Raw genomic sequence first — 20,663 nt, 5'->3', positions numbered from 1 at the left:
AGAACCTTCAGAGTAGTTATATGAAACAACGAGCGTTGGTAGTGCTGGATGGTGGCATGGGCCGGGAATTGCAGCGTAGCGGCGCGCCGTTCCGTCAGCCCGAGTGGTCGGCGTTGGCCCTGAGCGAGGCGCCCGAGGCAGTAGTGGGGGTGCATGCTGCATTCATCGCCGCCGGTGCGCAGGTGATCACCAGCAATAGCTATGCGGTGGTGCCATTCCATATCGGCGAAGAGCGTTTCGCTCAGGAGGGCCTGAAACTGGCCACGGTGGCAGGCCAGTTGGCACGCCGGGCGGCTAATGCCAGCGCGCAGCCAGTTCAGGTAGCGGGGTCGTTGCCGCCGCTGTTCGGTTCTTACCGGCCGGACCTGTTCCAGCCGCAGCGAGTGGCTGAAGTGCTCAAGCCGCTGCTGGAAGGGCTGGCGCCAAATGTGGACCTTTGGCTGGCGGAAACCCAGAGCTCGATTGCCGAGGTGCGGGCCATCCATAGCCATCTGCCTGCCGACGGCAAGCCGTTCTGGGTATCGTTCACCCTGCAGGACGAGGATGTCGACAGCGTGCCGCGCCTACGTTCCGGCGAGCCGGTGGCCGATGCTGTCGAAGCTGTGGCGGAACTGGGTGTTGCAGCGCTGCTGTTCAACTGCAGCCAGCCAGAGGTGATCGGCGCGGCGCTGGATGTTGCCCGTTCGATCATCGAGGCACGCCAGGCGGACATCGCCATTGGCGCCTATGCCAATGCCTTCCCGCCGCAATCGAAGCAAGCGACTGCCAACGATGGCCTCGACGAACTACGTGAAGACCTGGACCCGCCGGGTTATCTGGCATGGGCTCGCGATTGGCGCGGGCGAGGGGCTAGCTTGATCGGCGGCTGCTGTGGCATCGGCCCGGAGCATATCACCCAGATCAAGCTCAACCTCTGAAAAGGTGGCAGCCGGGCTTGAACTTGAGCGGACCTGAATTATTTCCTGTCCTGCCGGTCAGGTATTGAGTCTTTTCTCTACCTTCGAGGTGCTCATGCCTGTATATACCGTTCGCTACTGCCACGACGGCCAGCCGTCCACTCACACCTTTGACCTGAAGCAGCCTCGGTTGCCTGTTCACGAGGCTGCGCTGCATGTGATGCTGCTGCATTTCGGCGATGGTGAGAATAGCCTGGTGATGCCGCCAGCCGATGCTAGCCCTGAGCAGATCCTGGAGCAGGCTGAGGTCCTTGGATTTTCAGATATACAAGTTGTCTGAAACCATGGTCCGGCATTTATACGCCTGACACAAAAGGGCCGGCGGTGGAGCGTAGCTCCAAACCGCCGGCAACCGGTTTTTTTATTCTACGATGCAGATCCAACGGTGGTTGTGCCGGTACGGCGCCCTGGTGAATACCACATCGGTTACAAGGGTCATGCCGCGCTCTTGGAGAGCTTCGGCAAGTTGAGCGAGTGTCTCTGCTTGGATAGTCATTGCTGTCACCTCGTCAGATTTACTACGTTCATAAATCCTGACCGATCGGGCAATTGACTGATTCAATTTTTTTACAGCCTATCGCGCTCAAAACTCGAGTGTGCCCTGTTGACACGCGTCATCGAGCGGTTCGATCAAGTCGGCACCCTGGTTTTTCACGTTCCCCACGGCCTTGGCAACGGGGAACCAGCGAAAGTCCGTGGCTGGGCTGCAGCCCGATGCCACTATCTGCGCTGCGCGGGCGGGCGCGGTGGCGGGGTCCAGCCACTCTCTGGCCAGGTCGGCCGTGAGCACCAATGGTTTGCGGTCGTGCACGTCTATCAAACCTTGGTCCGCTGCGGCCGTGATGATCACGAAACCATCGCGCTCGTTGCCTTCGATGCCCGGCTGCACCTGTGCCAGCGCTGCGAAGTAAAGTGGCTCGCCGTTCACCCTGGTGATGTAGTAGGGCTGTTTCTGCCTGGGGTTGCCGGGGGCAGATACCCATTCGAACCACCCATTGGCTGGCGCCAGGGCCCGGGAGAATGGCCACAGCTCCTTGAAAAACCGCCCTGTCATCACCGTTTCTGCCCTGGCATTGATGGGGGCAGGGCGTTTGCTCTTTGCCCATATGGGTGACCATCCCCACTTGACTCGATCCACCCGCAAGCCCTGCTCGACCTGGTGAATCAGCTCGACACGGGTTGCCGGCGCGACGTTGAAGCGATTGATCGGTTCATGGTCATATCCATTGATGACCACCAGATCGAGGGCCAGCTGCTTCAGGTAGTGGTCCATGGATTCATAGATCGAGTAGCGCCCGCACATTTTTCACCTCTCGTCCGTCTGAAATCTCATTGTTCAGCATTGACCGTCTGCGCGATGAACGATTAACTGTATATGCATACAGTTTGCATCGGACTTCCTCCCATGACCATCACAATTTTTAGTACGCCGCCTGAAGGCTCTGAATCCCATGCGTTATACGGCTTCAATGTTCCAGCCGGCTTTCCCTCGCCTGCAGCGGACCATCTGGAAGGCCACCTTTCCCTTGATGAGTTATTCGACATCCGCGCGCCCCATGTGTATCTGGTGAGAGTGGAAGGCGACAGTATGCAGGGTGCCGGTATCTATTCTGGCGACCTGGTCATTGTGGACCGTAGCAGGGAGGCCGCGCATGGCGATATCGTGATCGCAGCCATCAATAGCGAGCCGGTGTGCAAACGCCTGCATCGGCGCGATGGCGTGGTGATCCTTAAATCGGAGAATACCGCCTACCCCCCGCGCTATGTGATGGAGGGTGACGACTTGATGGTGTGGGGCGTGGTGCGTTACAGCGTGCGTGATCATGCGCAATGATCAGGTGTTCGCGCTTATCGACTGCAACTCATTCTATGCCAGTTGCGAGCGCGTATTCCGCCCAGACCTCGCCAAGACGCCTATCGTGGTCTTGAGCAACAACGATGGCTGCGTGATTGCCCGGTCATACGACGCCAAGCCTTTCGTGAAAATGGGTGAGCCGTATTTTCAGGCCAAGGAGAAGCTCCGCCGCCATGGAGTCGTGGCGTTCAGCAGCAACTATGCGCTGTATGGCGACATGAGTGAACGCGTCATGACGCTCATCGAGTCGATGGTACCGGGCACCGAGGTGTACAGCATCGACGAATGCTTTGCGGATCTGTCCGGCATTCAAGAGAACTTGACCAACTTTGGCCATGGCCTGCGCTTACGCATTATGCAACGCACGGGCATTCCGGTAGGGGTGGGCATCGCGCGTACCAAGACGCTTGCGAAGCTGGCCAATCATACCGCCAAGCGGCTGCTCAGCCACACGGGCGGGGTGGTCGACATTACCGAGCCGGTAAAAAGGGATTGGGTTCTGCGCAACACCAAGGTCAAGGAGGTATGGGGTATCGGCCGGAAGATGACCGCGCACCTCGAAGCCATGGGGATCATCACGGCAATGGACCTTGCCAAGGCGGATGCCTGGACGCTGCGACAGAGATTCAGCGTGGTGGTTGAGAAGACCGCGCGGGAGCTGGCCGGTACCGCTTGCCTGGACCTCGATGAAGTCGAGCCGCCCAAGCAGGAAATCTGCAGCAGTCGAATGTTCGGCAAGCGCTTGAGCGAGCTGGCGCCCATCAAGCAGGCAGTGGCCACCTACGTAGGCCGAGCCGCTGAAAAGCTACGGGCCCAGGGTTCGGTGTGCAAGCGTATGCGAGTAAGCATCCGCACGGGTATGTTCAATCCGGATGAAGCCCACCACGCTCAGGGCGCTCTGGTGGAGTTGCCTTACCCCACAAGTGACACGTTGCTGATGACAAGGCTGGCTACGGATGCCGTCGCGCGCATTTTTCGCCCCGGCTACCGGTACAGCAAGGCTGAGGTGCTGCTACTGGACCTGAGGCAGCCGGGTGAATTCTCGCAAGATCTGTTTGCCCTTAAGCAGCCGGTATCTTGTGACCGACTGATGCAAGTAATGGATGACATCAACCAGCGCTGGGGTAGCGGAACGATGCGTGCCGCTACGGTACCGGCGGCCCCAGATTGGGGGATGAAGCGCGAGATGATGAGCCAGTCCTATACCACGCGGATAGACCAGCTGTGGACGATCAAAGGTTGAACCCTCCGACAGGCGTCGGTGGCGGCCAGTATGGATGTAGGCTTTGATTGAGAGTCTGTTGTTCTGTTCAGGGAGCATGGAATGAAGCGTTTACTGGTGTGTGTTCTGTTTGCCGCCTCCAATGTCGCCTATGCGGGCATCCCGCTGTTGAACGCCACATGCCCAGGGAACATTGTGGTCCACGCCGACCAAGGTGGCCCCATCTATATCAATGGTAAGGAGGGGAAGCTTAAGAAGTTCAACGATAACTACTTCGAAGCCAAGGGCGGTGGTGTGACGATCTCGCTGTCGATCAATCCGGATGGCTCGGCGGATGTTTCCTATACCGGTAAGAACCGAGCTAACGGTGTATGCCAGGTAAGTGGGGCTGATTCCTGAACCTCTGCGAGGGATGCCTATTCGGAGCAAGCAGCGCAATTGCAGATAAAAAAGGTATTTTCGGCAATTTGCTTACTATATTCTGAGACTTCAGGCTAATTAGCCACTCAACCAGCAGGTTCCCCATGACTTACAATAATTCGAACGACTCAGGGCCTGGCCAGCCGGAAATGAAGGATATTCTCGACGCAGCAGGGGTGTGGGTTGAGCCCCCCAATATCCGTAGAGGTGGTGAAAGCGGCGTTCTGAAGGTGGAGCTTCAGGGTTTGACCTTTTACAAAAAGCAGCAGGTAGGGCATGTCTATCGCAGCTTGCGCCATCCTTTCGGCTACCCAACGGTGGCTCGTGAGGCGAAGGCTATGCGTGCCGCAGCATCGCTGGGCGTAGCCACGCCGTCCCTGCTGCACAGCGATGTCCGTAAGGACCATGGCGAATGGAAAGCGGTAATGGTGACTGCAGCACTCGAAGGCTATGTGTCGCTAGAAGATTTTTATGCGCAAGGCATGCGTGAGTCCATCGGCCAGCGGCGCTATCACGAAGTGTTGGAAGCCTACGGCAGCCTGTTGGCTAAGTGGAATTCTGGCCGATGGCAGCATGGTTGCCTGTACCTCAAACATGTCTTCATCGACTTTAGCGAGCCGAACATAAAGGTCGCGTTTCTCGATTTCGAGAAAGCCCGCCGGCGGCTGACCGCTGTGAAAGCCAGCAGGCATGATTTAAGGCAGGTCAAGCGTCGATCCGGGTGGGGGAATGAAGAATGGGAGGCCTTCTGCAGAGGTTATAGGTATTCGTTCGGGACGAATGCCGAGCGGCTTCTCGTGGCGTGTTGAGCGGCGCCTGTTTGCAAGTGCTGGCCTTCAGTCCATCCATCGCCACAGCGGTTCGTCCAGCAGTCCAACGCCTCGTAGCTGGGTTTGCCCTTGGTGCTTTTCCAGCTCCAGCACATTGCATCCTTCGCACGCCGTCAACGCGTCAATGAGCACTCGGCTGTGTGACACCACCCATACCTGGCTACGCCGTGATGCGCGGATAATAAGGCGAGCCAGTGCTGGGAGCAGGTCTGTATGCAGGCTGGTTTCCGGTTCGTTGAGCACCATCAGCGATGGCGGGCGCGGCGTCAGCAGCGCGGCCATCAGCAGCAGATAACGCAGTGTCCCATCCGACAACTCGGCCCCGCTAAGCGGGCGCAGCAAACCGTGTTGGTGCAGCCGCACGCTGAACAGGCCGCCCGCTGGCGCATCGATCGCTAGGCGGCTGCCTGGAAACGCATCTTCCAGGGCGGCGAATAGGTCTTCCACATCGCCGATTTCGATGATGGTCTGCAGCGCGGAGGCTAGGTTACGGCCGTCGTGGTGCAGCACTGGGGAACGGGTACCCAGTTGCGGGTGGCGGCATGGCGCATCCCGGTCGATTCGAAAGTGGTCGTAAAACCGCCAGCCGTTGATGAACGCCCGCAGCTCGCCGATCTCCGGTGCTTGCCGGGTTCGCCCTACGATGTTGAAAAAACTTTCGCAGCTATCGGCATGTTGATCGAGCACTGTCCAGCCGTGCCCATCACGGGCGCGCACCATGGCGTTTCTGCGCTCGACCAGCAACGAGGCTGGCCGATACGCCCCGCCTCCCCAGATGCCTTCGCTCTTGATCTCGGGGTCGAGCATGAATGCAGTGGGGTAGGGTACGGGTATGGGCAGGCCAAGCGAAATGGCAAAACCGAAATCCTCAGTGGTAAAGCCTAAGCGCAGGCGTTTGGCTTCGTTCGGTTGCTGACCCTGTATGGGGACGTCACCGCGCTGCATCCGTGCACTCATTTCGGGCCCGGCCCACCAGGTCGAACCAAGCCCGCCTTCACGGGCGAGTGCCTCGATGACAACCCCCTGGGCCGTTTCGGCCAGTAGACGAAGTGCTTTGTACAGGTTGGATTTACCGCTGCCGTTAGCGCCAGTCACCAAATTGAGTTGGCCCAGGGGCATTACCATGTGCTTGATCGAGCGGTAGTTGGCGATGGCGAGAGTAGTGAGCATCGGTGCTCCAGTCGATACGTTGATAACGTAGGCGCAGGTATGCGATCGGGCTTGATGAGCGCAGTGGGGCGACAGCGACACAGAGCCTAGATTTCCCTGGTGAGGCATGCAACGAAAATCAGGTGTCGGCGGCATTTTTAAGAAATGTCTTAGTGGAACGGGTGAAGTGAAATTTCACCTCGTGGGGTAATGGCAGCAATGCCAGCTTGGGCGGCATGGCGGCCTTGGCAGGTGATATTCACAGTGGTTTTGCCTGCATCAGTCATGCTAAGGCACGAAATCACGGACAATTCATACTCTTTCTGCTGCTCGAAAGCGCTGCATGGCTTATCCTTGCATCACGCAATCAACGTAGAAGCAGTGAATTAACGATGGGTTTTGAACAACTAGCTGAATTACGTGACCGCCTGCGGTCTGAAAAAGCGCAGCAGGCAAAAGCCGACACCCCGCGCCCCGCCAAGCGTAAGCCTGCCTCCCAGGCCAAGGTGCGCGAGCAGGACCCGGCGGTGGAGGCCATCTGGCCATTGCAAAAGCATTTCCCGTTGGCTTTCCCGGTGAACCCGGCTCCGAAGGTTCCGCTCAAAGAGGGCATCTTCAAGGATGCCGAGCAACACCTGGAACTGCTGGGTATCACCAGCGAGCAGCTTAAGCTTGGCATTTCGACGTGGTGCCGAGGCAACCGTTACTGGTCCAGCATGGTCGAGAATGCCCCGCGTCTGGACCTTAACGGCCAGCCTGCTGGTGTAGTTACGGCAGGCCAGGCACTGTATGCCAAGCAACAAGCCTCGCGCCAGCGCGGCCAGGCTCGCAAGAACCGCGCCAAGGCGAAAGCGGCGGAACCTGCACCGGCCGTTCAAAACCCTGTAGAGCAGGCGGCAGACTAAGTTGGTTTTCGCGCTCGGCCCTGCGTCTTCGCTGGCACAGTGCCGCAGTATGTTCAGGGCCAGGGCAAGGTGTTTGACCCTGGCATCTGCAAGCCGGCGCTTAAGGCTACTAGCCGGTTTTCAGTTGCGATAGCTGGACTTTGAGGTCGGCCATCAGACGCTGGCCTGCTGCTTCGAGCAGGTCGCCATAGAGTGCGATGGTGTTGCAGCGGTGGCATGTCAGGACAGACTTCCTGTACAACCGTCGCGGCTTGGTGAACTCCTCACCTTCGCATTTGAGGCATCTCAACGTAACGCTCATGACCGTTCGCTCCATGAAAATTCTGCAGAATCCATCCTGCCCTTCGCCGCTCGAGAAACGCGCGACGGTAGATTGAGTCGCCGGGAGCGGTAAACGTTCATTTTGGTTGACCTGAAAAGTATCAACCAAGTCTCAGATGAGCCGAGGCCGCGCAGTGCCGGTGCGATCTACGCGTTGAGCGCCCGTTTCAACACCTCGTAAATGGTGCTGTCAGCTGACTGAGCAACATTGAAACGCATGAAGTCCTTTGCCGCCATGGCCTGGCTGAACGCGTTGCCAGGTGCCAGGACCAATCCTTCTCGTAGGCAAGTTCTGGCCAGCATTGCCGCATCCGTGCCTTCTGGCAATTGGCACCACAAGTACATGCCGGCTCGGGGCACGATCCAAGGTTTGATGCCGATGGCTTGTAGCTGCACCACTGTTTCATCCATTGCCTCGGTCAACCTCAGGCGTACGCCCTCCATGTGCTTTCGGTAGCCGCTATCGGTGATAGCGTGATGAACGATGTCTGCGGCCATGCGCCCGCCGCCGAACGTCGTGGCGATCTTGAGGTCGACCAGCGCTTCGATCCAGTCGCTGCGCGCGGCAATGTAGCCGCAGCGGATCGACGCCGAGATGGTCTTTGAGAAACTGCCGATTTGGATCACTTGCTCCAGGCCATCGAAGGCCGATAGCCGTGGGGCAGGGGTATGCTCGAAATCACTGAAAATATCGTCTTCCACGATCACCAAGTTAGTGGCATCGGCCAGCTTCAGCAGCCGATGAGCCGTGACCGCAGACAGGCTAGCGCCGGTTGGGTTGTGAATACCGGAATTGGTGATGTACAGACGAGGCTCGTGTTCGAGCAGTGCTGCGCCGAATGCAGTGATGTCCGGGCCTGTCGGGGTGTAAGGGACACCGACGATATTCACCCTGTGGGCTTTGAGCAAAGCGTGAAAATTGAAGTAGCAGGGGTCATCGACCAGAACCGTGTCACCGGGCTGCAGCAGAAAGCGGCAGATCAGGTCGATGGCGTGAGTACCAGACTCGGTCAGCATGACCTGCTCAAGCGGGGCATCGATCCCGATCCCTCCCAGCCGTCGCGACAAGAATTGCCTGAGCGGGATATGGCCAAGTGGTTGCGCATACTCAGCCAGATTCATGGTGTCGGAGCGGGCAGCCACACGTAGCGCTTTGCGCACGCCGGCTTCGTACATCCAGGAAGCCGGCAGCCAGCCGCACCCCGGCTTCAGGGCGTCACTGCTGGTTTCCAGCGATTGGCGTGAGATCCAGAGTGGGTCCACCTCACGATCGAGTTTTGGGCCAAGCTCGGTGAGGGCCAAAGGTGCGACTGGCCCTCCCACGAAAAAACCTGAGCCAGGCCGCGAGGTCAGTACACCTTCTGCCATCAAGCGCTCATAGGCTTCCAGGACCGTAGACACCGAGACCTGGATGGCCTGGGCCATCGCCCGCACCGACGGGATGCGGGTGCCAGGGGTATAGGTCCGGGAGGCGATCCTGGCCTGTATCACTCCCATGACCGCTTTGATTCGCGTGCCGTCGCGCTTCATTGCACCCTCGACTGTGCTGGATTCAAATGCATAACAGTTCGGTTGAACCGTACTGGACTGTACATGGTCCTGGTCTGCCTGTCAGTGCTGTACTGAGCACTGACAGGCAGAGGACTCATTGATGGAAAAGACAACCAGTGGCTGGCTCAATGGCTTGATGGGCGTGGCAATATTCGCCGGCTCATTGCCAGCAACTCGCATGGCGGTAAGCGCTTTCGAACCCACGTTTCTGACCTGCGCCAGGGCTACCATCGCGGCCTTGCTGGGCGCGTGTTGTTTGATGGTGCTGCGCCAGCCTCGGCCCAAACGCTCGGATGTGGCGTCGCTGGCAGTTACTGCACTTGGCGTGGTAATAGGTTTTCCCCTGCTCACCGCTTTGGCCTTGCAGCATGTCAGCTCGGCGCATTCCATCGTTTTTGTCGGTTTGTTGCCAATGTGCACTGCAGGGTTCGCCGTACTGCGCGGCGGTGAACGCCCTGGGCCGTTATTCTGGCTATTTTCAGTTGCAGGTGCCGGGCTGGTGGCGGGCTATGCGTGGTTGAGCGCGAGCAACGGTTCGATCCTGGGTGACCTGCTGATGATGGCAGCCGTAGTGGTATGCGGGTTGGGTTATGCCGAGGGTGCGCGCCTGTCGCGCAGATTGGGCGGTTGGCAAGTGATCTGTTGGGCGTTGCTGGTAGCGTTGCCATTGATGCTGGTGCTGACGATAGTCAATTTTCCAGCTCCTGAAGCCTTGACCAAGGCTAGTGGCGCCGCCTGGTTAAGCTTTGGCTACGTTTCGTTGTTCAGCATGCTGATCGGCTTCGTATTCTGGTATCGAGGACTGGTGCAGGGTGGGATTGCGGCCGTAGGCCAACTGCAACTGCTGCAGCCGTTCATGGGGCTGGGGTTGGCGGCGCTGCTGTTGGGAGAGCACGTCAGCACGATAATGCTTGCTGTAACCCTCGGGGCTGTGGTCTGCGTTGCCGGAGCGAAGAGGTTCGCTTAATGAAAGGCCTGCATAAAATCTACTGGCTGATAGAAGCGTTGTTGTCTCTCTCTGGTGAATGGGTATTGCTAGCCTGATCACGTACATCGTTCAACAGCATTTCAGGGGGATATATGTCAGCAGAGAAGGTTGCAATCGTTACCGCCGGCGGTAGCGGCATGGGTGCAGCGGCGGCACGTCGGCTGGCGGCTGAGGGGTTCAAAGTCGGTGTTCTTTCATCCTCGGGCAAGGGCGAAGCGCTGGCGCAGCAGCTGGGAGGCGTCGGCATCACTGGCAGTAATCAGTCCAACGAAGACCTGCAACGTCTGGTTGACAGAGTCATTCAGAAGTGGGGGCGGATAGACGTCCTGGTAAATAGCGCGGGCCACGGCCCCCGAGCCCCGATACTGGACATCAGCGACGAGGATTGGCACAAGGGCATGGAAACCTACCTGCTCAATGTGATTCGCCCAACCCGTCTGGTCACGCCATACATGCAGCGTCAGGGCGGTGGTGCGATCATCAATATTTCCAGTGCGTGGACATTCGAGCCAAGCGAGCTTTTCCCGACATCGGCAGTGTTCCGCGCAGGCCTTGCGTCGTTCAGCAAGATCTTCGCTGACCAGTATGCAGGTGACAATATTCGCATGAACAATGTGCTACCGGGTTGGATCGACAGCCTCCCAGCCACGCAGGAGCGCCGCGACGCTGTGCCGCTCAAACGCTATGGATCCAGTGAGGAAATCGCCGCCACCATCGCCTTCCTCGCCAGCCAAGGAGCTGCGTACATTACCGGGCAGAACATAAAAGTAGACGGCGGCGTTACCCGCAGCGTTTGAGTGCACAAGGGCCGGGTGCTTGATTGTGATTCTGGTGCAGCAAGGATGCTCGCGCTAAACATGATTTGTGTGCGGCTCAGATCACTTTCACAGCACGGCCAATGAACTTCACTGGCCCCGTCGGAAGCCCGGTGGATGAACCGCCGGCCTTCTCCAGGGTGAGCTCGAACAATTGGTTGGCCTCCAGCGGCGGCAGGCTCTGCAGCGGTAGCCGGTAAAGCTCTCCAGGCTTGACTAGGCCCAGCGAAACCGGTGCGCGCCACTGGTTGCCCTTGGTCCAGAACTGTAAGGCCATACCCTCGGGGATCGCCTCATTGCCAAGCGGAATCAGCTCGATCATGCGGCTGTCGCTGGCCTGTACCACCCAACCGGGCGCCTGAGTGCTCGGTGCCACCAGCACTACCATAAATTGAGGAGTGGGCGGCGGCGTGGTGAGCAAAATGAACGCCAGCAACACGCTTGCGACCAGCCCCGTAGCGCTCAGCGCTTGCCACATGCCAAGGCGTTGCCACCACTTGACCCGTGGCAAGACCTGGGGGGTGATGCGTTCATTCAGGCTGCGTTGGATACGGCCCCAAAGGCGGGCGCTCGGTGGGTGAGGTGTAGCTAGTGCGGTCAGCTCGAGCAGACGCGTCTCCCAGTCATCTACCATGGCGCGCAAGGCCGGATCGTGCTCGAGGCGCTGGAGCACTGCGGCGTGTTGCTCTGATGACAAGGTACCCAGGACGAACTCGCCGGCCAAGGTATCCATCGCTTGGGCATTATCCGGTTTCATCCCAGGCACTCCCGCAGCGCCTGGAGGCTGCGCTTGATCCAGGCTTTGACGGTGCCCAGTGGCGCGCCCAACAGGGCAGCAATCTCGGCGTGACTGCAACCGTCCACATAAGCGTGCAGGATGCAGCGCTGTGGCGCGGGCTGCAATTGTTCCAGGCAACGATATATTTTCGCTGAGCCGGACCACAGGTCGATGTCATCCAGGCCATTTTGCAAGCTGCTTGAGATATCGACGGCCCCATCGTCCAGCACGGTTTCACGCCGGGAATCGCGAATGGCATTGAGGGCCAAGTGGCGCACGATGCTGTAGATCCAGCCCTGTGCCGAACCGCGCGCAGGGTCGAAGCTACCCGCACGGGTCCAGATGCGGATGAAAGCATCGTGGACGATGTCTTCAGCAGTTGCATTGTCACGGGCGATACGCCTGGCGACGCCCAGTAGCCGCGCGCCTTCGTGGTCGTATAGCGCTTGCAGGGCTCGTCGGTCGCCCTGTGCACAGGCCTGCAGGCAACGACCGAAGTCAAAAGGGGTGACCGGCGAGTTCAACGTCTGTGGCTTCCTTGTGTCATGCAAGGTGCCCCGGCCTTGAAGCCGGGGGCTTGCCAACGAGCGTAGATGAACAATCGCAAGGTGTCTGTTCAACGTATTACTTATGTGTCCAGAACACGTAGTCGGCCTGGTACTGCACCACCTGCTTGGCACCTTTGTTTTGTACGGTGCAGTCACTGGCTGGAGCCACGCCGCCGCGGGTGGCCAGGCGCTGGATATAGCTCACGCCCTGCATGGCGCCTTTGCCTTCGGCAGGGTTGGCCTTGACCAGTTGGTAGGGCAAGGCGCCCTTGTCCGCTGGCGCTACCGCAAGCTGAGTGCCGGTGACCTTCGAGCCATCTTTGGCCTGCCAGGTGGCGGGTGGGCCGAAGTACTCGCCAACCTGCTTGCCGGCACGATCATTGAGCACGGCCTTGGGACCGACGAAGGTCCATTCGGTTTGGCCGGGGCTGTTGCTCTTGTCGCGGCATTCATAAGTGACCTCGCCCACGCCGACGGTCTCGAGCAGAACGCGATGGCCATCGGGCACCTTGACCGCATCTGGCAGCGCGGTTTGGCCATGTGCGGGTTGCAACGCCAGGGTGATGCTGAAGGCAAGCAGGCAGGCAGAAAGTTTGCGAGTCATTGGGAGTGCTCCTGACAGGTCATTAGGCAGGGCGGTCACAAGCCGCCCATTAGCAATACCCGCCAGCGCCAGGGTTGGATGCACTCAAAGAGAAAAAAATATCGGCTGCGTTAGCTACAAAGCCAATCCGCGCAAACGCAGGCGCTGGCGCGCTGTAACGTAGCCTGGGCACACTGCCTCATCGCTCGTGAGAATCTATCGGCGCTGGATCTTGCCCATTGATGAATGTCACCACTTCATCCAAAACCGGCGCCAGCCAACGCATCGGGCGCGCGAACGCTGCCACCAATGTCCCGTGCCCAGGCTTGGAAAAATAGAGTTCGCGCACCGACACACCCTGCTCTCGCAAGCGCCGAGCCATGCCTGCGGTGTTGCGCTGGGGATTGACCAGCGAGTCGTCCTGCGCCGCCATCAACAGGGCAGGGGGAGAATCGGGGCCAACATGGTTGATCGGTTGGGAGTCCGGTGGGGAGTCCGGGAAAAAGAAAATCGGTTTCACTTCTGGGTTTTCAATGGGCAGAAAGTCGTACGGCCCGGCTAGACCGATCCAGCCACTGAGCATTGACGGCTGCATGTTCACCGCTGCCAGCCATTGAGGATCTAGAGCGATCATGGCGGCGTTGTAACCGCCTGCGCTATGCCCCATCACATACAGCCGCTTGGGATCGCCACGGTATTGGTGGATATGTTGGCGGGTCCAGCCAACCGCCTGCGCACTGTCTTCAAGAAAGCCCTGATAGTGAACCTGCGGGTAGAGGCGATAATCGGCTATCACGGCAACGATGCCACGCGCTGCCAGAGCCTCACCGACGAAACCGTAGTCACTGCGTGAGCCGCGGGTCCAGCTGCCGCCATAGAAGAAAACCACCACCGGTACGTCGCTGGTGAGGTTGACCGGCGTGTATACATCCAGTTGGTTGCGCGGGTCGTTACCATATTTGAGATTGGATGCTTTGGTGTAGGTGCCGTCTGGGGTAAGGAGGTTCAACACTTTCAGAGGTGAACAGCCCACCAACAGGCCCAGCAGTGCGCCAACTAAACCGATGCGTAAGGCTAACCTGATCATGGTGCGTACTCGGAGGCTGTGTGCTTTTGAGACTGCGAGCTTGCGTTGAAATTCAGCTATTGATCGGGTGCTTGGCGCACCCCTAGCTGAATCCATTGCCCGCAGCGGAGGTTCAGATTGGCCAGCCGCGAAACGATCGACACAATAAAACTTCAGTACACATAATCGAAACCTCACACGGATGGCCAGGAACGACCGACATGGATCGCTTTGCAACATTGACTACAGACCGCCTGCTATTGACGCCGCTGCAGCTGGAGGACTCAGACACCATTCAGCAGCTCTTCCCTTGCTGGGAGGTTGTTCGCTATCTGGATCGGCGTGTGCCATGGCCGTATCCCGATGATGGGGCACTGACCTACGTACGAGACGTCGCGCTGCGGGGGATGGCAGAGGGACGTGAGTGGCATTGGATGATCCGCATGCGCGACGATGCCGATTGCACCCTGGGCAGCATCAGTTTGTATGACCAGCCGGGCAACAACAGGGGGTTCTGGCTCGCACCACAATGGTGGGGCAGGGGCTACATGCGCGAGGCCTGCAGGGCTATCAACGCGTATTGGTTCCAGACCCTGGCTCGCCCGGTCATGCAGGTTCCCAAAGCGGTTGCCAACCACGCATCACGCAAGGTGTCGGAACATGAGGGCATGCGCTTGGTAGACGTCAGGGAAGGCGACTTCGTGGCTGGGCAGATGGCCGTCGAAATATGGGAGATGAGCCGTGCAGACTGGGTGGCTATGTCGGTGTCAACACGCTGACCGTCGCGCAACGGGCGCTGCTCAGAGCGTCCATTGCCGATAGGCCTGTTGGAGCGGATGAACCCGCTCCTGCAACAATGTGCTTTTGCTTGATAGGGGGATCGCCCCTCGAACCCTGAGCCTTGCGGCCAGTGTCAGAAGACTGACCAGCCGATGCGCGAGCTGAGCAGCTCCAGCGCGGCCATGCCCGCATAGGAGTTACCTGCCGAGTTCAGCTCAGGCGACCAGACACACACGGTGAACTGCCCCGGAACGATGGCTACGATCCCGCCCCCCACGCCGCTTTTGCCGGGCAAGCCCACCCGGTAAGCAAAGTTACCGGCTTCGTCATAAAGCCCGCTGGTGGCCATGATCGAGTTCACCTGCTGAGTCTGACGCCGGGTGAGGATCTGCTCGCCACTGTGCTTGCAGAACCCGTCGTTGGCCAGGAAGCAGAAGGCGCGCGCCAGGTCCAGGCAGCTCATCTGCAGCGCGCAGTAGCTGAAGTAACTGCGCAGTACCGTTTCGACTTCGTTGTGAAAGTTACCGAATGATTGCATCAGGTAAGCCATGGCCGCGTTACGCGCGCGGAACTGGTATTCCGAATCGGCCACGCGTGCGTCGATTGCAATATGCGGGTTACCCGACAACCGCCTTACGAAATCGCGCATCGACAGGGTGGGCGCGGCGAAGCGCGACTGATTGATATCGCAGATCACCAGTGCGCCGGCATTGATGAAAGGGTTGCGCGGGCGGCCGCGTTCGAACTCCAGCTGTACCAGGGAGTTGAAAGGTTGACCCGAGGGCTCGTGGCCCAGTCGCTCCCAAATGGCTTCGCCTGAATGGCCGATCGCCTGGACCAGGCTGAAGACCTTGGAAATACTCTGCACCGAGAACGGTACCAAGGCGTCGCCTGCGCAGTGGTAGCTGCCATCGTTGCCGTAGACAGCAATGCCCAGTTGCTGCGCCGGCACGTCGGCCAGAGCGGGTATGTAGTCAGCGACTTTGCCCTTGCCGATCAAGGGGCGTACTTCTTCGAGAATCTCGTTCAACAGCGTTTGCATGGCGGGCTCTCTTGTCACTTCCCAGCATGACTGCCGGGGTAGGATCTCAGACGCAAGCGCGGCGGCAGAGATCACAAATCGATGGCCAAGTGTTGGGCAGGCCGCCTGCATGTGGCCCGATCTGCAGCCGTTCAGATAGGCGCCTGGGAGGGTTCGATGACGAAAGCTCGACATGGATCTTGCCGAGTGTGATGCCGTGAAACGACGATGCCCACATTCCTGAGACAGGAAGTGGGCATCGAGGTGCTGCACTTCCGGATTATTTCGCGCCGACGACTCCGGCCGTTTCAGCTTGTTGGTGTTGGCGCTTGCGGCCGATCACCAGTACGGCCACCCCGGCAACCAAGCACAGTGCGGCCAAGGGCATCAGCGCCAAGGCGTAGCTACCGGTGGCGTCGTGAATCGCACCATAGGCATTGACCATCAGACCTCCCCCGATCAAGTTGGCCATGGCGCCTACGGCAGCAAGGCCAGCTGCGGCGGTAGAGGATGACAACCAGCCTGATACCAGTGCCCAGAACGGCCCTTTCATCGAATACGCACCCACCAGCACCATGGTCAGCATCACCACAGTCGCCGGTAGCGACGAGGTGAACAGCGTCATCAGCAGCCCTGCCGCGATCAGCAGCATGGTCATTGCCGTGTGCCAGCGACGCTCGCCGGTACGGTCAGAACTGCGGCCCCAGATGATCATCAGCACTGATGCGATGCCGTAAGGAATGGCATTGACCATGCCGATTTCCATGGCACTCAGGCCGAAGGTTTTCAGCAGTTGAGGAGCCCACACGCTCATGGTGCTGCCAGCAGCCGAGGCGCCCGAATAGATCAGCGCCAATACCCAGATATCTTTGTGGCGCAGCAGCTTCCACAACGAGATATGGCCAATGGCGGTTTTCTTCGACGCCTCATCCGCCAAGCGCTTGGTGAGCCAGCCGCGTTGCTCGTCAGTCAACCATTTGGCCTGCTCGGGGCGATCGGTGAGGACGAATAGGCAGGCGATACCTAGAAAGACGGCAGGGATACCTTCGAGGATGAACAGCCAGTGCCAGCCGCGCATGCCCATCCAGCCATCCAGGCTCAGCAGCAAGCCCGACAGCGGCGATCCGATGAAGTTGGCAGCAGGAATTGCCACCATGAACAGCGCCACCATCCGTGCCCGGTAAGCCGACGGCAGCCAGTAGGTGAGGTACAGCAGGACACCTGGGAAGAACCCAGCCTCGGCTGCGCCCAGCAGAAACCGCATTACGTAGAGGGAATTGGAGCCCTGAACGAAGGCTGTGCCTGCCGAGATCAGGCCCCAGGTAATCATGATGCGGGCGATCCAGATACGGGCCCCGTAACGTTGCATGGCCAGGTTGCTGGGTACTTCGACCAGAAAGTACGCAAAGAAGAAGAGGCTGCTGGCGAAGCCGAATACCTTGGCCGTGAGCTGCAGGTCCTCGTTCATCTGCAGCGAGGCCATGCCGATGTTGCCGCGGTCGATGATCGCGATCAGGTAGCAGATGATCAGAAAAGGCAGCAGGCGCCAGGCGACACGGCGCATGGTGCTGCGTTCGAGTTCATCCGGCAAGGACGTTGCTGAATTCATGATGCTCTCCAATTGTTGTTTTTCTGGAGTGACGCGTAGTGAAGGCCCCCAGGCGCACGGGGGCAGCCGGGGCATGCAATCAGCTGGCGAACAGATGGCGATTGACCACGCAGCGCGGGTCCAGAGCTTTGCCCGCCCAGACATCCAGGATCTGGTTCAATGCCACCAGGGCCACCCGGTCACGGGCCTCGCTGGTATTGGCGCCCACATGCGGGGTGGCAACCAAACTGGGCAAGCCCCACAGTGGGCTGTCGGCAGGCGGCGGTTCGGGGCTGAAGGTGTCAAGGCCAGCACCGGCGATGCGTCGCTCGCTAAGCGCTTTGACCAAAGCGTTGGAGTCGATCAGCTCACCACGGGCAGTGTTGATCAGGATGGCGCTGGGGCGCATACGTTCAAGCTGGGCTGCGCCAATCAGGTTGTGATTGGTCTCGGTCAGCGGGCAATGCAGGCTGATGATATCGCTTTCAGCGAGCAGGCGATCGAAATCCGCTTCACGTTCGACGTGCGGGCGCTCCGGCAGCTGTTTGAGGTAGGGGTCAAATACCTTGACCTTCATGCGCAGTGGCGCCACCAGGTCCATGAGGATACCGCCAATGGACCCTAAGCCAACCAGGCCCAAGGTTTTGCCAGCCAGCTCGATGCCGTTGGCCGAGGATTTGTCCCAGTGCCCATCACGCATACGCGCATCCAGCAATGCGGTTTGACGGGCCACGCTGAACATCAACGCGAAGGCCAGCTCTGCCACAGACTGCGCATTGGCGCCTACGGCGATCGAGACCGGGATGCCGCGGTCTGCAGCGGCTTGGATATCGATGGTGTTGTAGCCCACACCGTGCTTGGCGATCACCTTCAGGTTAGCCGAAGCGTCGATCATGGCGCGGGTCAACGCGCCCTGGCGGACCACGATGGCATCGGGCTGCTCTGCGCGAATGATGGCTTCCAGCTCTTCGGCCGGCAGGTACGGGGTGGTGGGAACGACTCTAATGCCTTGTTCGGCAGCCAGGTTCATAGCCTCAGCAGCGAGCTCGGGGCCGGTCAGCACAATGGTTCGTGACATCGTGAATACCTTGTTCTTGTGGGGGCAGTCAGCCGCCATAGCGGCATGATTGGAACCCTAGCATAATGAAACGCTGTTGCAATAATAAAATTTCAGCCAACGATAAAACGCATTTGGCGTGTGTAAAAAGTGATTGCAACGACAATTATGAAATGACATTCTAAAAATAGATTCGGCAGCAGTCGATGACATCGAATAAATCCAATAGAGGTATGTCACATGAGCATTGGCTTCCAAGTGCTTGAGCGCGCACGTAAAGTCGGCGATGAGTGGGTTGCACGGTACCGCGAGGTGCCGGTTGCCAATGTCAGCGATTCGATGAACCGCATGACGGCAGGCGGTGCCCGCCTGCGTCCTATGCACCGAGAAGGGGTGCTGTGCGGCCCGGCGGTGACTGTCAAGGCGCGTCCAGGTGACAACCTGATGCTGCACTACGCGCTCGACATTGCTCAGCCAGGTGACGTGATCGTGGTCGATGCCGGCGGCGATCTGACCAATGCACTGATCGGCGAAATGATGGTGGCTTACGCAGTCAAGCGTGGCGTGGCCGGCATCGTGATCAACGGCGCCATCCGCGATGCTGCCAATATCAGCGCGGGTGACTTCCCGTTGTTCGCGGCCGGGGTTTCGCACCGTGGCCCTTACAAAGACGGCCCTGGCGAGATCAACGTGCCGATTGCCATTGATGGTATGGTGGTCCAGCCAGGCGACCTGGTGATTGGTGATGACGATGGCCTGCTGTGCGTGCCTTATGACCATGTCGCTGAGGTATATGCCGCGGCCACCGCCAAGCACACTGCCGAAACCGCACAGATGGAAAAAATTGCCCAAGGTACCAATGACCGTTCCTGGGTTCTGGACTCCTTGAAGAAAAAAGGCTGCCTGCTTCCAGGCTGATCTTCCATGCGCTGCGCACCTTGCGATGGGGTGCGCAGCGGCTGAAAGCTCGGTGCCGGTCGCGGGTCTATTGAGGTTCGCAGACTTGTACGATTCATCTTCACCGCATCGCAAACGCTGGCCCGCCGCTGTGCGGGCGTTGGCTCATCGTAACTTTCAGATCTATTTCGTCGGCCAGGGGGTTTCTACGCTGGGCAAGTGGGTGCAGCAGGTTGCGTTGGCCTGGCTTGCGTATCACTTGACTGGTTCTGCCGTCTTGCTCGGGTTGATCACCTTTCTATCGCTGGCCCCGCAACTGCTGGTCGGTCCTTTGGCCGGCGCCTGGATCGACCGCCACGACAAGCGTCGGCTGCTGATCATCGTGCAAATGGTCCTTATCGGTCAGTCCGTGGCACTGGCGGTCGCTACTTGGCTGGGCTTGATCGACGGTCCACTCATTGCGGCCATGGCGTTGTTGCTCGGCTTGCTCAATGCTTTGGAAACGCCCTTGCGCCAGGCACTGATCGGCAGTTTCGTCGACGATCCAGCCGACCTTCCGAACGCGCTGGTGCTCAATGCCATGCTGATCAATGCTGCACGGTTTGTGGGCCCGCCACTGGCTGGCGGGCTGATTGCGCTAGCTGGTGAGGCCGCCTGTTTCGCCCTCACAGCTGTGGCTTTTCTAGCCTTGCTGGGGGGGTTGCTGAAGGTGCGCGGCACAGCTGCCCCCAGAGCCAGCGGTTCGACCGCCCAAGTGTTTCGCGAAGGGCTGGTGTATCTGTGGCAAACCCGCAGTGTTCGCCAGTTGCTGGTCAATGTGATCATGGTCAACCTGCTGGCGTCCTGCTACGCAGCATTGTTGCCCATCCTGGCCAGGGCTGTTTTCGCTGGTGATGCGCGAGTGCTGGGCTGGTTATGGGGGGCGGCTGGCGCTGGCGCATTCGTGGCTACACTGGTGCTGGCGTTCGGGGGTGCCTTGTCTCGTCTGCGGCAATTCACCGATGCAGGGGCACTGCTGTGCGCGTTTGCGCTGCTCGGCCTGTGTATGGCCGGAGCACTGCCACTGGCACTGTTTGCGTTGGGTGTATTGGGTTTTGGGATCACGCTTAGCAACGTCAGCACCAACATGCAATTGCAAAGTGGCGCCCCCAGCCATTTGCGTGGCCGGGTGATCGCGTTCTATATCGCCATGCGCTTTGGTTTCGAGGCCTTGGGCGGTATGGCTGCGGGCTTGGTTGCGGCACGCTGGGGGGCGCCAGCGACCTTGGGGGTCGCTGGCGGGGTTCTGGTAGTGGGGTTGTTGGGGCAATACAGCACGCGCCGTGGTGGCTGA

Annotated in this window: 24 protein-coding genes; 12 read left to right on the top strand and 12 right to left on the bottom strand. The window is 59.3% G+C overall.

Annotated elements, in window-relative coordinates; translation table 11 throughout:
• Positions 1–20: 20 nt before the first annotated feature.
• Together HU725_RS13175 and HU725_RS13170 are read left to right on the top strand one after the other, a co-directional pair.
• Positions 21–917: a homocysteine S-methyltransferase family protein gene (locus HU725_RS13175; protein ID WP_186477990.1), complete on the top strand. Its 897-nt coding sequence runs from the start codon at positions 21–23 to the stop codon at positions 915–917.
• 94 nt (positions 918–1,011) lie between these two features.
• On the top strand, positions 1,012–1,236 hold the full coding sequence (locus tag HU725_RS13170) for a hypothetical protein (protein ID WP_060480240.1): 225 nt from the start codon (positions 1,012–1,014) through the stop codon (positions 1,234–1,236).
• 81 nt (positions 1,237–1,317) lie between these two features.
• Here HU725_RS13170 and HU725_RS22970 read toward each other — a convergent pair whose 3' ends face one another.
• Both HU725_RS22970 and HU725_RS13165 read right to left on the bottom strand, forming a co-directional pair.
• Entirely contained in the window at positions 1,318–1,452 is a 135-nt protein-coding gene (locus HU725_RS22970; RefSeq protein ID WP_261743581.1) for a hypothetical protein, read from the bottom strand.
• Between the two features lie 87 nt (positions 1,453–1,539).
• Positions 1,540–2,259 carry an SOS response-associated peptidase family protein gene (locus HU725_RS13165; protein WP_186477989.1) on the bottom strand — a complete coding sequence of 240 codons (720 nt, stop codon included), beginning with the start codon at positions 2,257–2,259 and terminating at the stop codon, positions 1,540–1,542.
• Positions 2,260–2,361: 102 nt separating this feature from the next.
• Between HU725_RS13165 and HU725_RS13160 the strand changes: the two genes are divergently transcribed.
• From HU725_RS13160 to HU725_RS13145, 4 genes are all read left to right on the top strand, one after another.
• On the top strand, positions 2,362–2,790 hold the full coding sequence (locus HU725_RS13160; RefSeq protein WP_060480238.1) for a LexA family protein: 429 nt from the start codon (positions 2,362–2,364) through the stop codon (positions 2,788–2,790).
• Positions 2,780–4,054, top strand: a complete 1,275-nt coding sequence (locus HU725_RS13155) for a Y-family DNA polymerase (RefSeq protein ID WP_186477988.1) — start codon at positions 2,780–2,782, stop codon at positions 4,052–4,054. Before HU725_RS13160 ends, HU725_RS13155 begins: the two co-directional genes overlap by 11 nt.
• A gap of 81 nt (positions 4,055–4,135) precedes the next feature.
• Positions 4,136–4,432 carry a hypothetical protein gene (locus HU725_RS13150; RefSeq protein ID WP_186477987.1) on the top strand — a complete coding sequence of 99 codons (297 nt, stop codon included), beginning with the start codon at positions 4,136–4,138 and terminating at the stop codon, positions 4,430–4,432.
• Positions 4,433–4,557: 125 nt separating this feature from the next.
• Complete coding sequence (locus tag HU725_RS13145) at positions 4,558–5,262, top strand: lipopolysaccharide kinase InaA family protein (protein ID WP_186477986.1); 705 nt, start codon at positions 4,558–4,560, stop codon at positions 5,260–5,262.
• Positions 5,263–5,289: 27 nt separating this feature from the next.
• On the opposite strand, the gene HU725_RS13140 is transcribed toward HU725_RS13145, so the two are convergent.
• On the bottom strand, positions 5,290–6,453 hold the full coding sequence (locus HU725_RS13140) for an AAA family ATPase (protein WP_186477985.1): 1,164 nt from the start codon (positions 6,451–6,453) through the stop codon (positions 5,290–5,292).
• Positions 6,454–6,824: 371 nt separating this feature from the next.
• Between HU725_RS13140 and HU725_RS13135 the strand changes: the two genes are divergently transcribed.
• The gene (locus tag HU725_RS13135) at positions 6,825–7,337 is read left to right on the top strand and encodes a ProQ/FinO family protein (protein ID WP_186478003.1); all 513 of its coding nucleotides are present in this window, start codon (positions 6,825–6,827) and stop codon (positions 7,335–7,337) included.
• A gap of 109 nt (positions 7,338–7,446) precedes the next feature.
• Here HU725_RS13135 and HU725_RS13130 read toward each other — a convergent pair whose 3' ends face one another.
• Positions 7,447–7,638 carry a hypothetical protein gene (locus HU725_RS13130; RefSeq protein ID WP_225915485.1) on the bottom strand — a complete coding sequence of 64 codons (192 nt, stop codon included), beginning with the start codon at positions 7,636–7,638 and terminating at the stop codon, positions 7,447–7,449.
• Positions 7,639–7,805: 167 nt separating this feature from the next.
• Positions 7,806–9,188, bottom strand: a complete 1,383-nt coding sequence (locus tag HU725_RS13125; protein WP_186477984.1) for an aminotransferase-like domain-containing protein — start codon at positions 9,186–9,188, stop codon at positions 7,806–7,808.
• A gap of 121 nt (positions 9,189–9,309) precedes the next feature.
• On the opposite strand from HU725_RS13125, the gene HU725_RS13120 reads away from it, so the two are divergent.
• Positions 9,310–10,176, top strand: coding sequence for a DMT family transporter (locus tag HU725_RS13120; protein WP_186477983.1), 867 nt, complete (start codon positions 9,310–9,312; stop codon positions 10,174–10,176).
• Positions 10,177–10,289: 113 nt separating this feature from the next.
• On the top strand, positions 10,290–10,994 hold the full coding sequence (locus tag HU725_RS13115) for an SDR family oxidoreductase (protein ID WP_186477982.1): 705 nt from the start codon (positions 10,290–10,292) through the stop codon (positions 10,992–10,994).
• 76 nt (positions 10,995–11,070) lie between these two features.
• On the opposite strand, the gene HU725_RS13110 is transcribed toward HU725_RS13115, so the two are convergent.
• From HU725_RS13110 to HU725_RS13095, 4 genes are all read right to left on the bottom strand, one after another.
• Positions 11,071–11,769: an anti-sigma factor gene (locus HU725_RS13110; RefSeq protein ID WP_186477981.1), complete on the bottom strand. Its 699-nt coding sequence runs from the start codon at positions 11,767–11,769 to the stop codon at positions 11,071–11,073.
• The gene (locus HU725_RS13105; RefSeq protein ID WP_186477980.1) at positions 11,766–12,314 is read right to left on the bottom strand and encodes a sigma-70 family RNA polymerase sigma factor; all 549 of its coding nucleotides are present in this window, start codon (positions 12,312–12,314) and stop codon (positions 11,766–11,768) included. Before HU725_RS13105 ends, HU725_RS13110 begins: the two co-directional genes overlap by 4 nt.
• A 100-nt stretch (positions 12,315–12,414) precedes the next feature.
• Positions 12,415–12,942 (bottom strand): DUF3455 domain-containing protein, encoded by a 528-nt coding sequence (locus tag HU725_RS13100; RefSeq protein ID WP_186477979.1) that lies wholly within the window; start codon positions 12,940–12,942, stop codon positions 12,415–12,417.
• 178 nt (positions 12,943–13,120) lie between these two features.
• Entirely contained in the window at positions 13,121–14,008 is an 888-nt protein-coding gene (locus tag HU725_RS13095; RefSeq protein WP_186477978.1) for an alpha/beta hydrolase, read from the bottom strand.
• 200 nt (positions 14,009–14,208) lie between these two features.
• Between HU725_RS13095 and HU725_RS13090 the strand changes: the two genes are divergently transcribed.
• A complete protein-coding gene (locus HU725_RS13090; protein WP_186477977.1) occupies positions 14,209–14,766 on the top strand; it encodes a GNAT family N-acetyltransferase in 558 nt (185 codons plus the stop codon).
• Between the two features lie 134 nt (positions 14,767–14,900).
• Here HU725_RS13090 and glsB read toward each other — a convergent pair whose 3' ends face one another.
• From glsB to HU725_RS13075, 3 genes are all read right to left on the bottom strand, one after another.
• A complete protein-coding gene (gene glsB, locus HU725_RS13085; protein ID WP_186477976.1) occupies positions 14,901–15,809 on the bottom strand; it encodes a glutaminase B in 909 nt (302 codons plus the stop codon).
• A 259-nt stretch (positions 15,810–16,068) separates the two neighbouring features.
• A complete protein-coding gene (locus HU725_RS13080; protein WP_060478466.1) occupies positions 16,069–17,397 on the bottom strand; it encodes an MFS transporter in 1,329 nt (442 codons plus the stop codon).
• Between the two features lie 79 nt (positions 17,398–17,476).
• Positions 17,477–18,454, bottom strand: coding sequence for a hydroxyacid dehydrogenase (locus tag HU725_RS13075; protein WP_186477975.1), 978 nt, complete (start codon positions 18,452–18,454; stop codon positions 17,477–17,479).
• 219 nt (positions 18,455–18,673) lie between these two features.
• Here HU725_RS13075 and HU725_RS13070 point away from each other — a divergent pair, with 219 nt between their 5' ends.
• Positions 18,674–19,351: an RraA family protein gene (locus HU725_RS13070; RefSeq protein WP_186477974.1), complete on the top strand. Its 678-nt coding sequence runs from the start codon at positions 18,674–18,676 to the stop codon at positions 19,349–19,351.
• An 85-nt stretch (positions 19,352–19,436) separates the two neighbouring features.
• Positions 19,437–20,663, top strand: coding sequence for an MFS transporter (locus HU725_RS13065; RefSeq protein ID WP_189658044.1), 1,227 nt, complete (start codon positions 19,437–19,439; stop codon positions 20,661–20,663).

It is taken from the genome of Pseudomonas promysalinigenes (assembly GCF_014269025.2).
GTDB lineage: Bacteria > Pseudomonadota > Gammaproteobacteria > Pseudomonadales > Pseudomonadaceae > Aquipseudomonas > Aquipseudomonas promysalinigenes.
The sequence above is the reverse complement of the archived record's forward strand: the minus strand, read 5'-3'. Positions and strand labels throughout refer to the sequence as shown.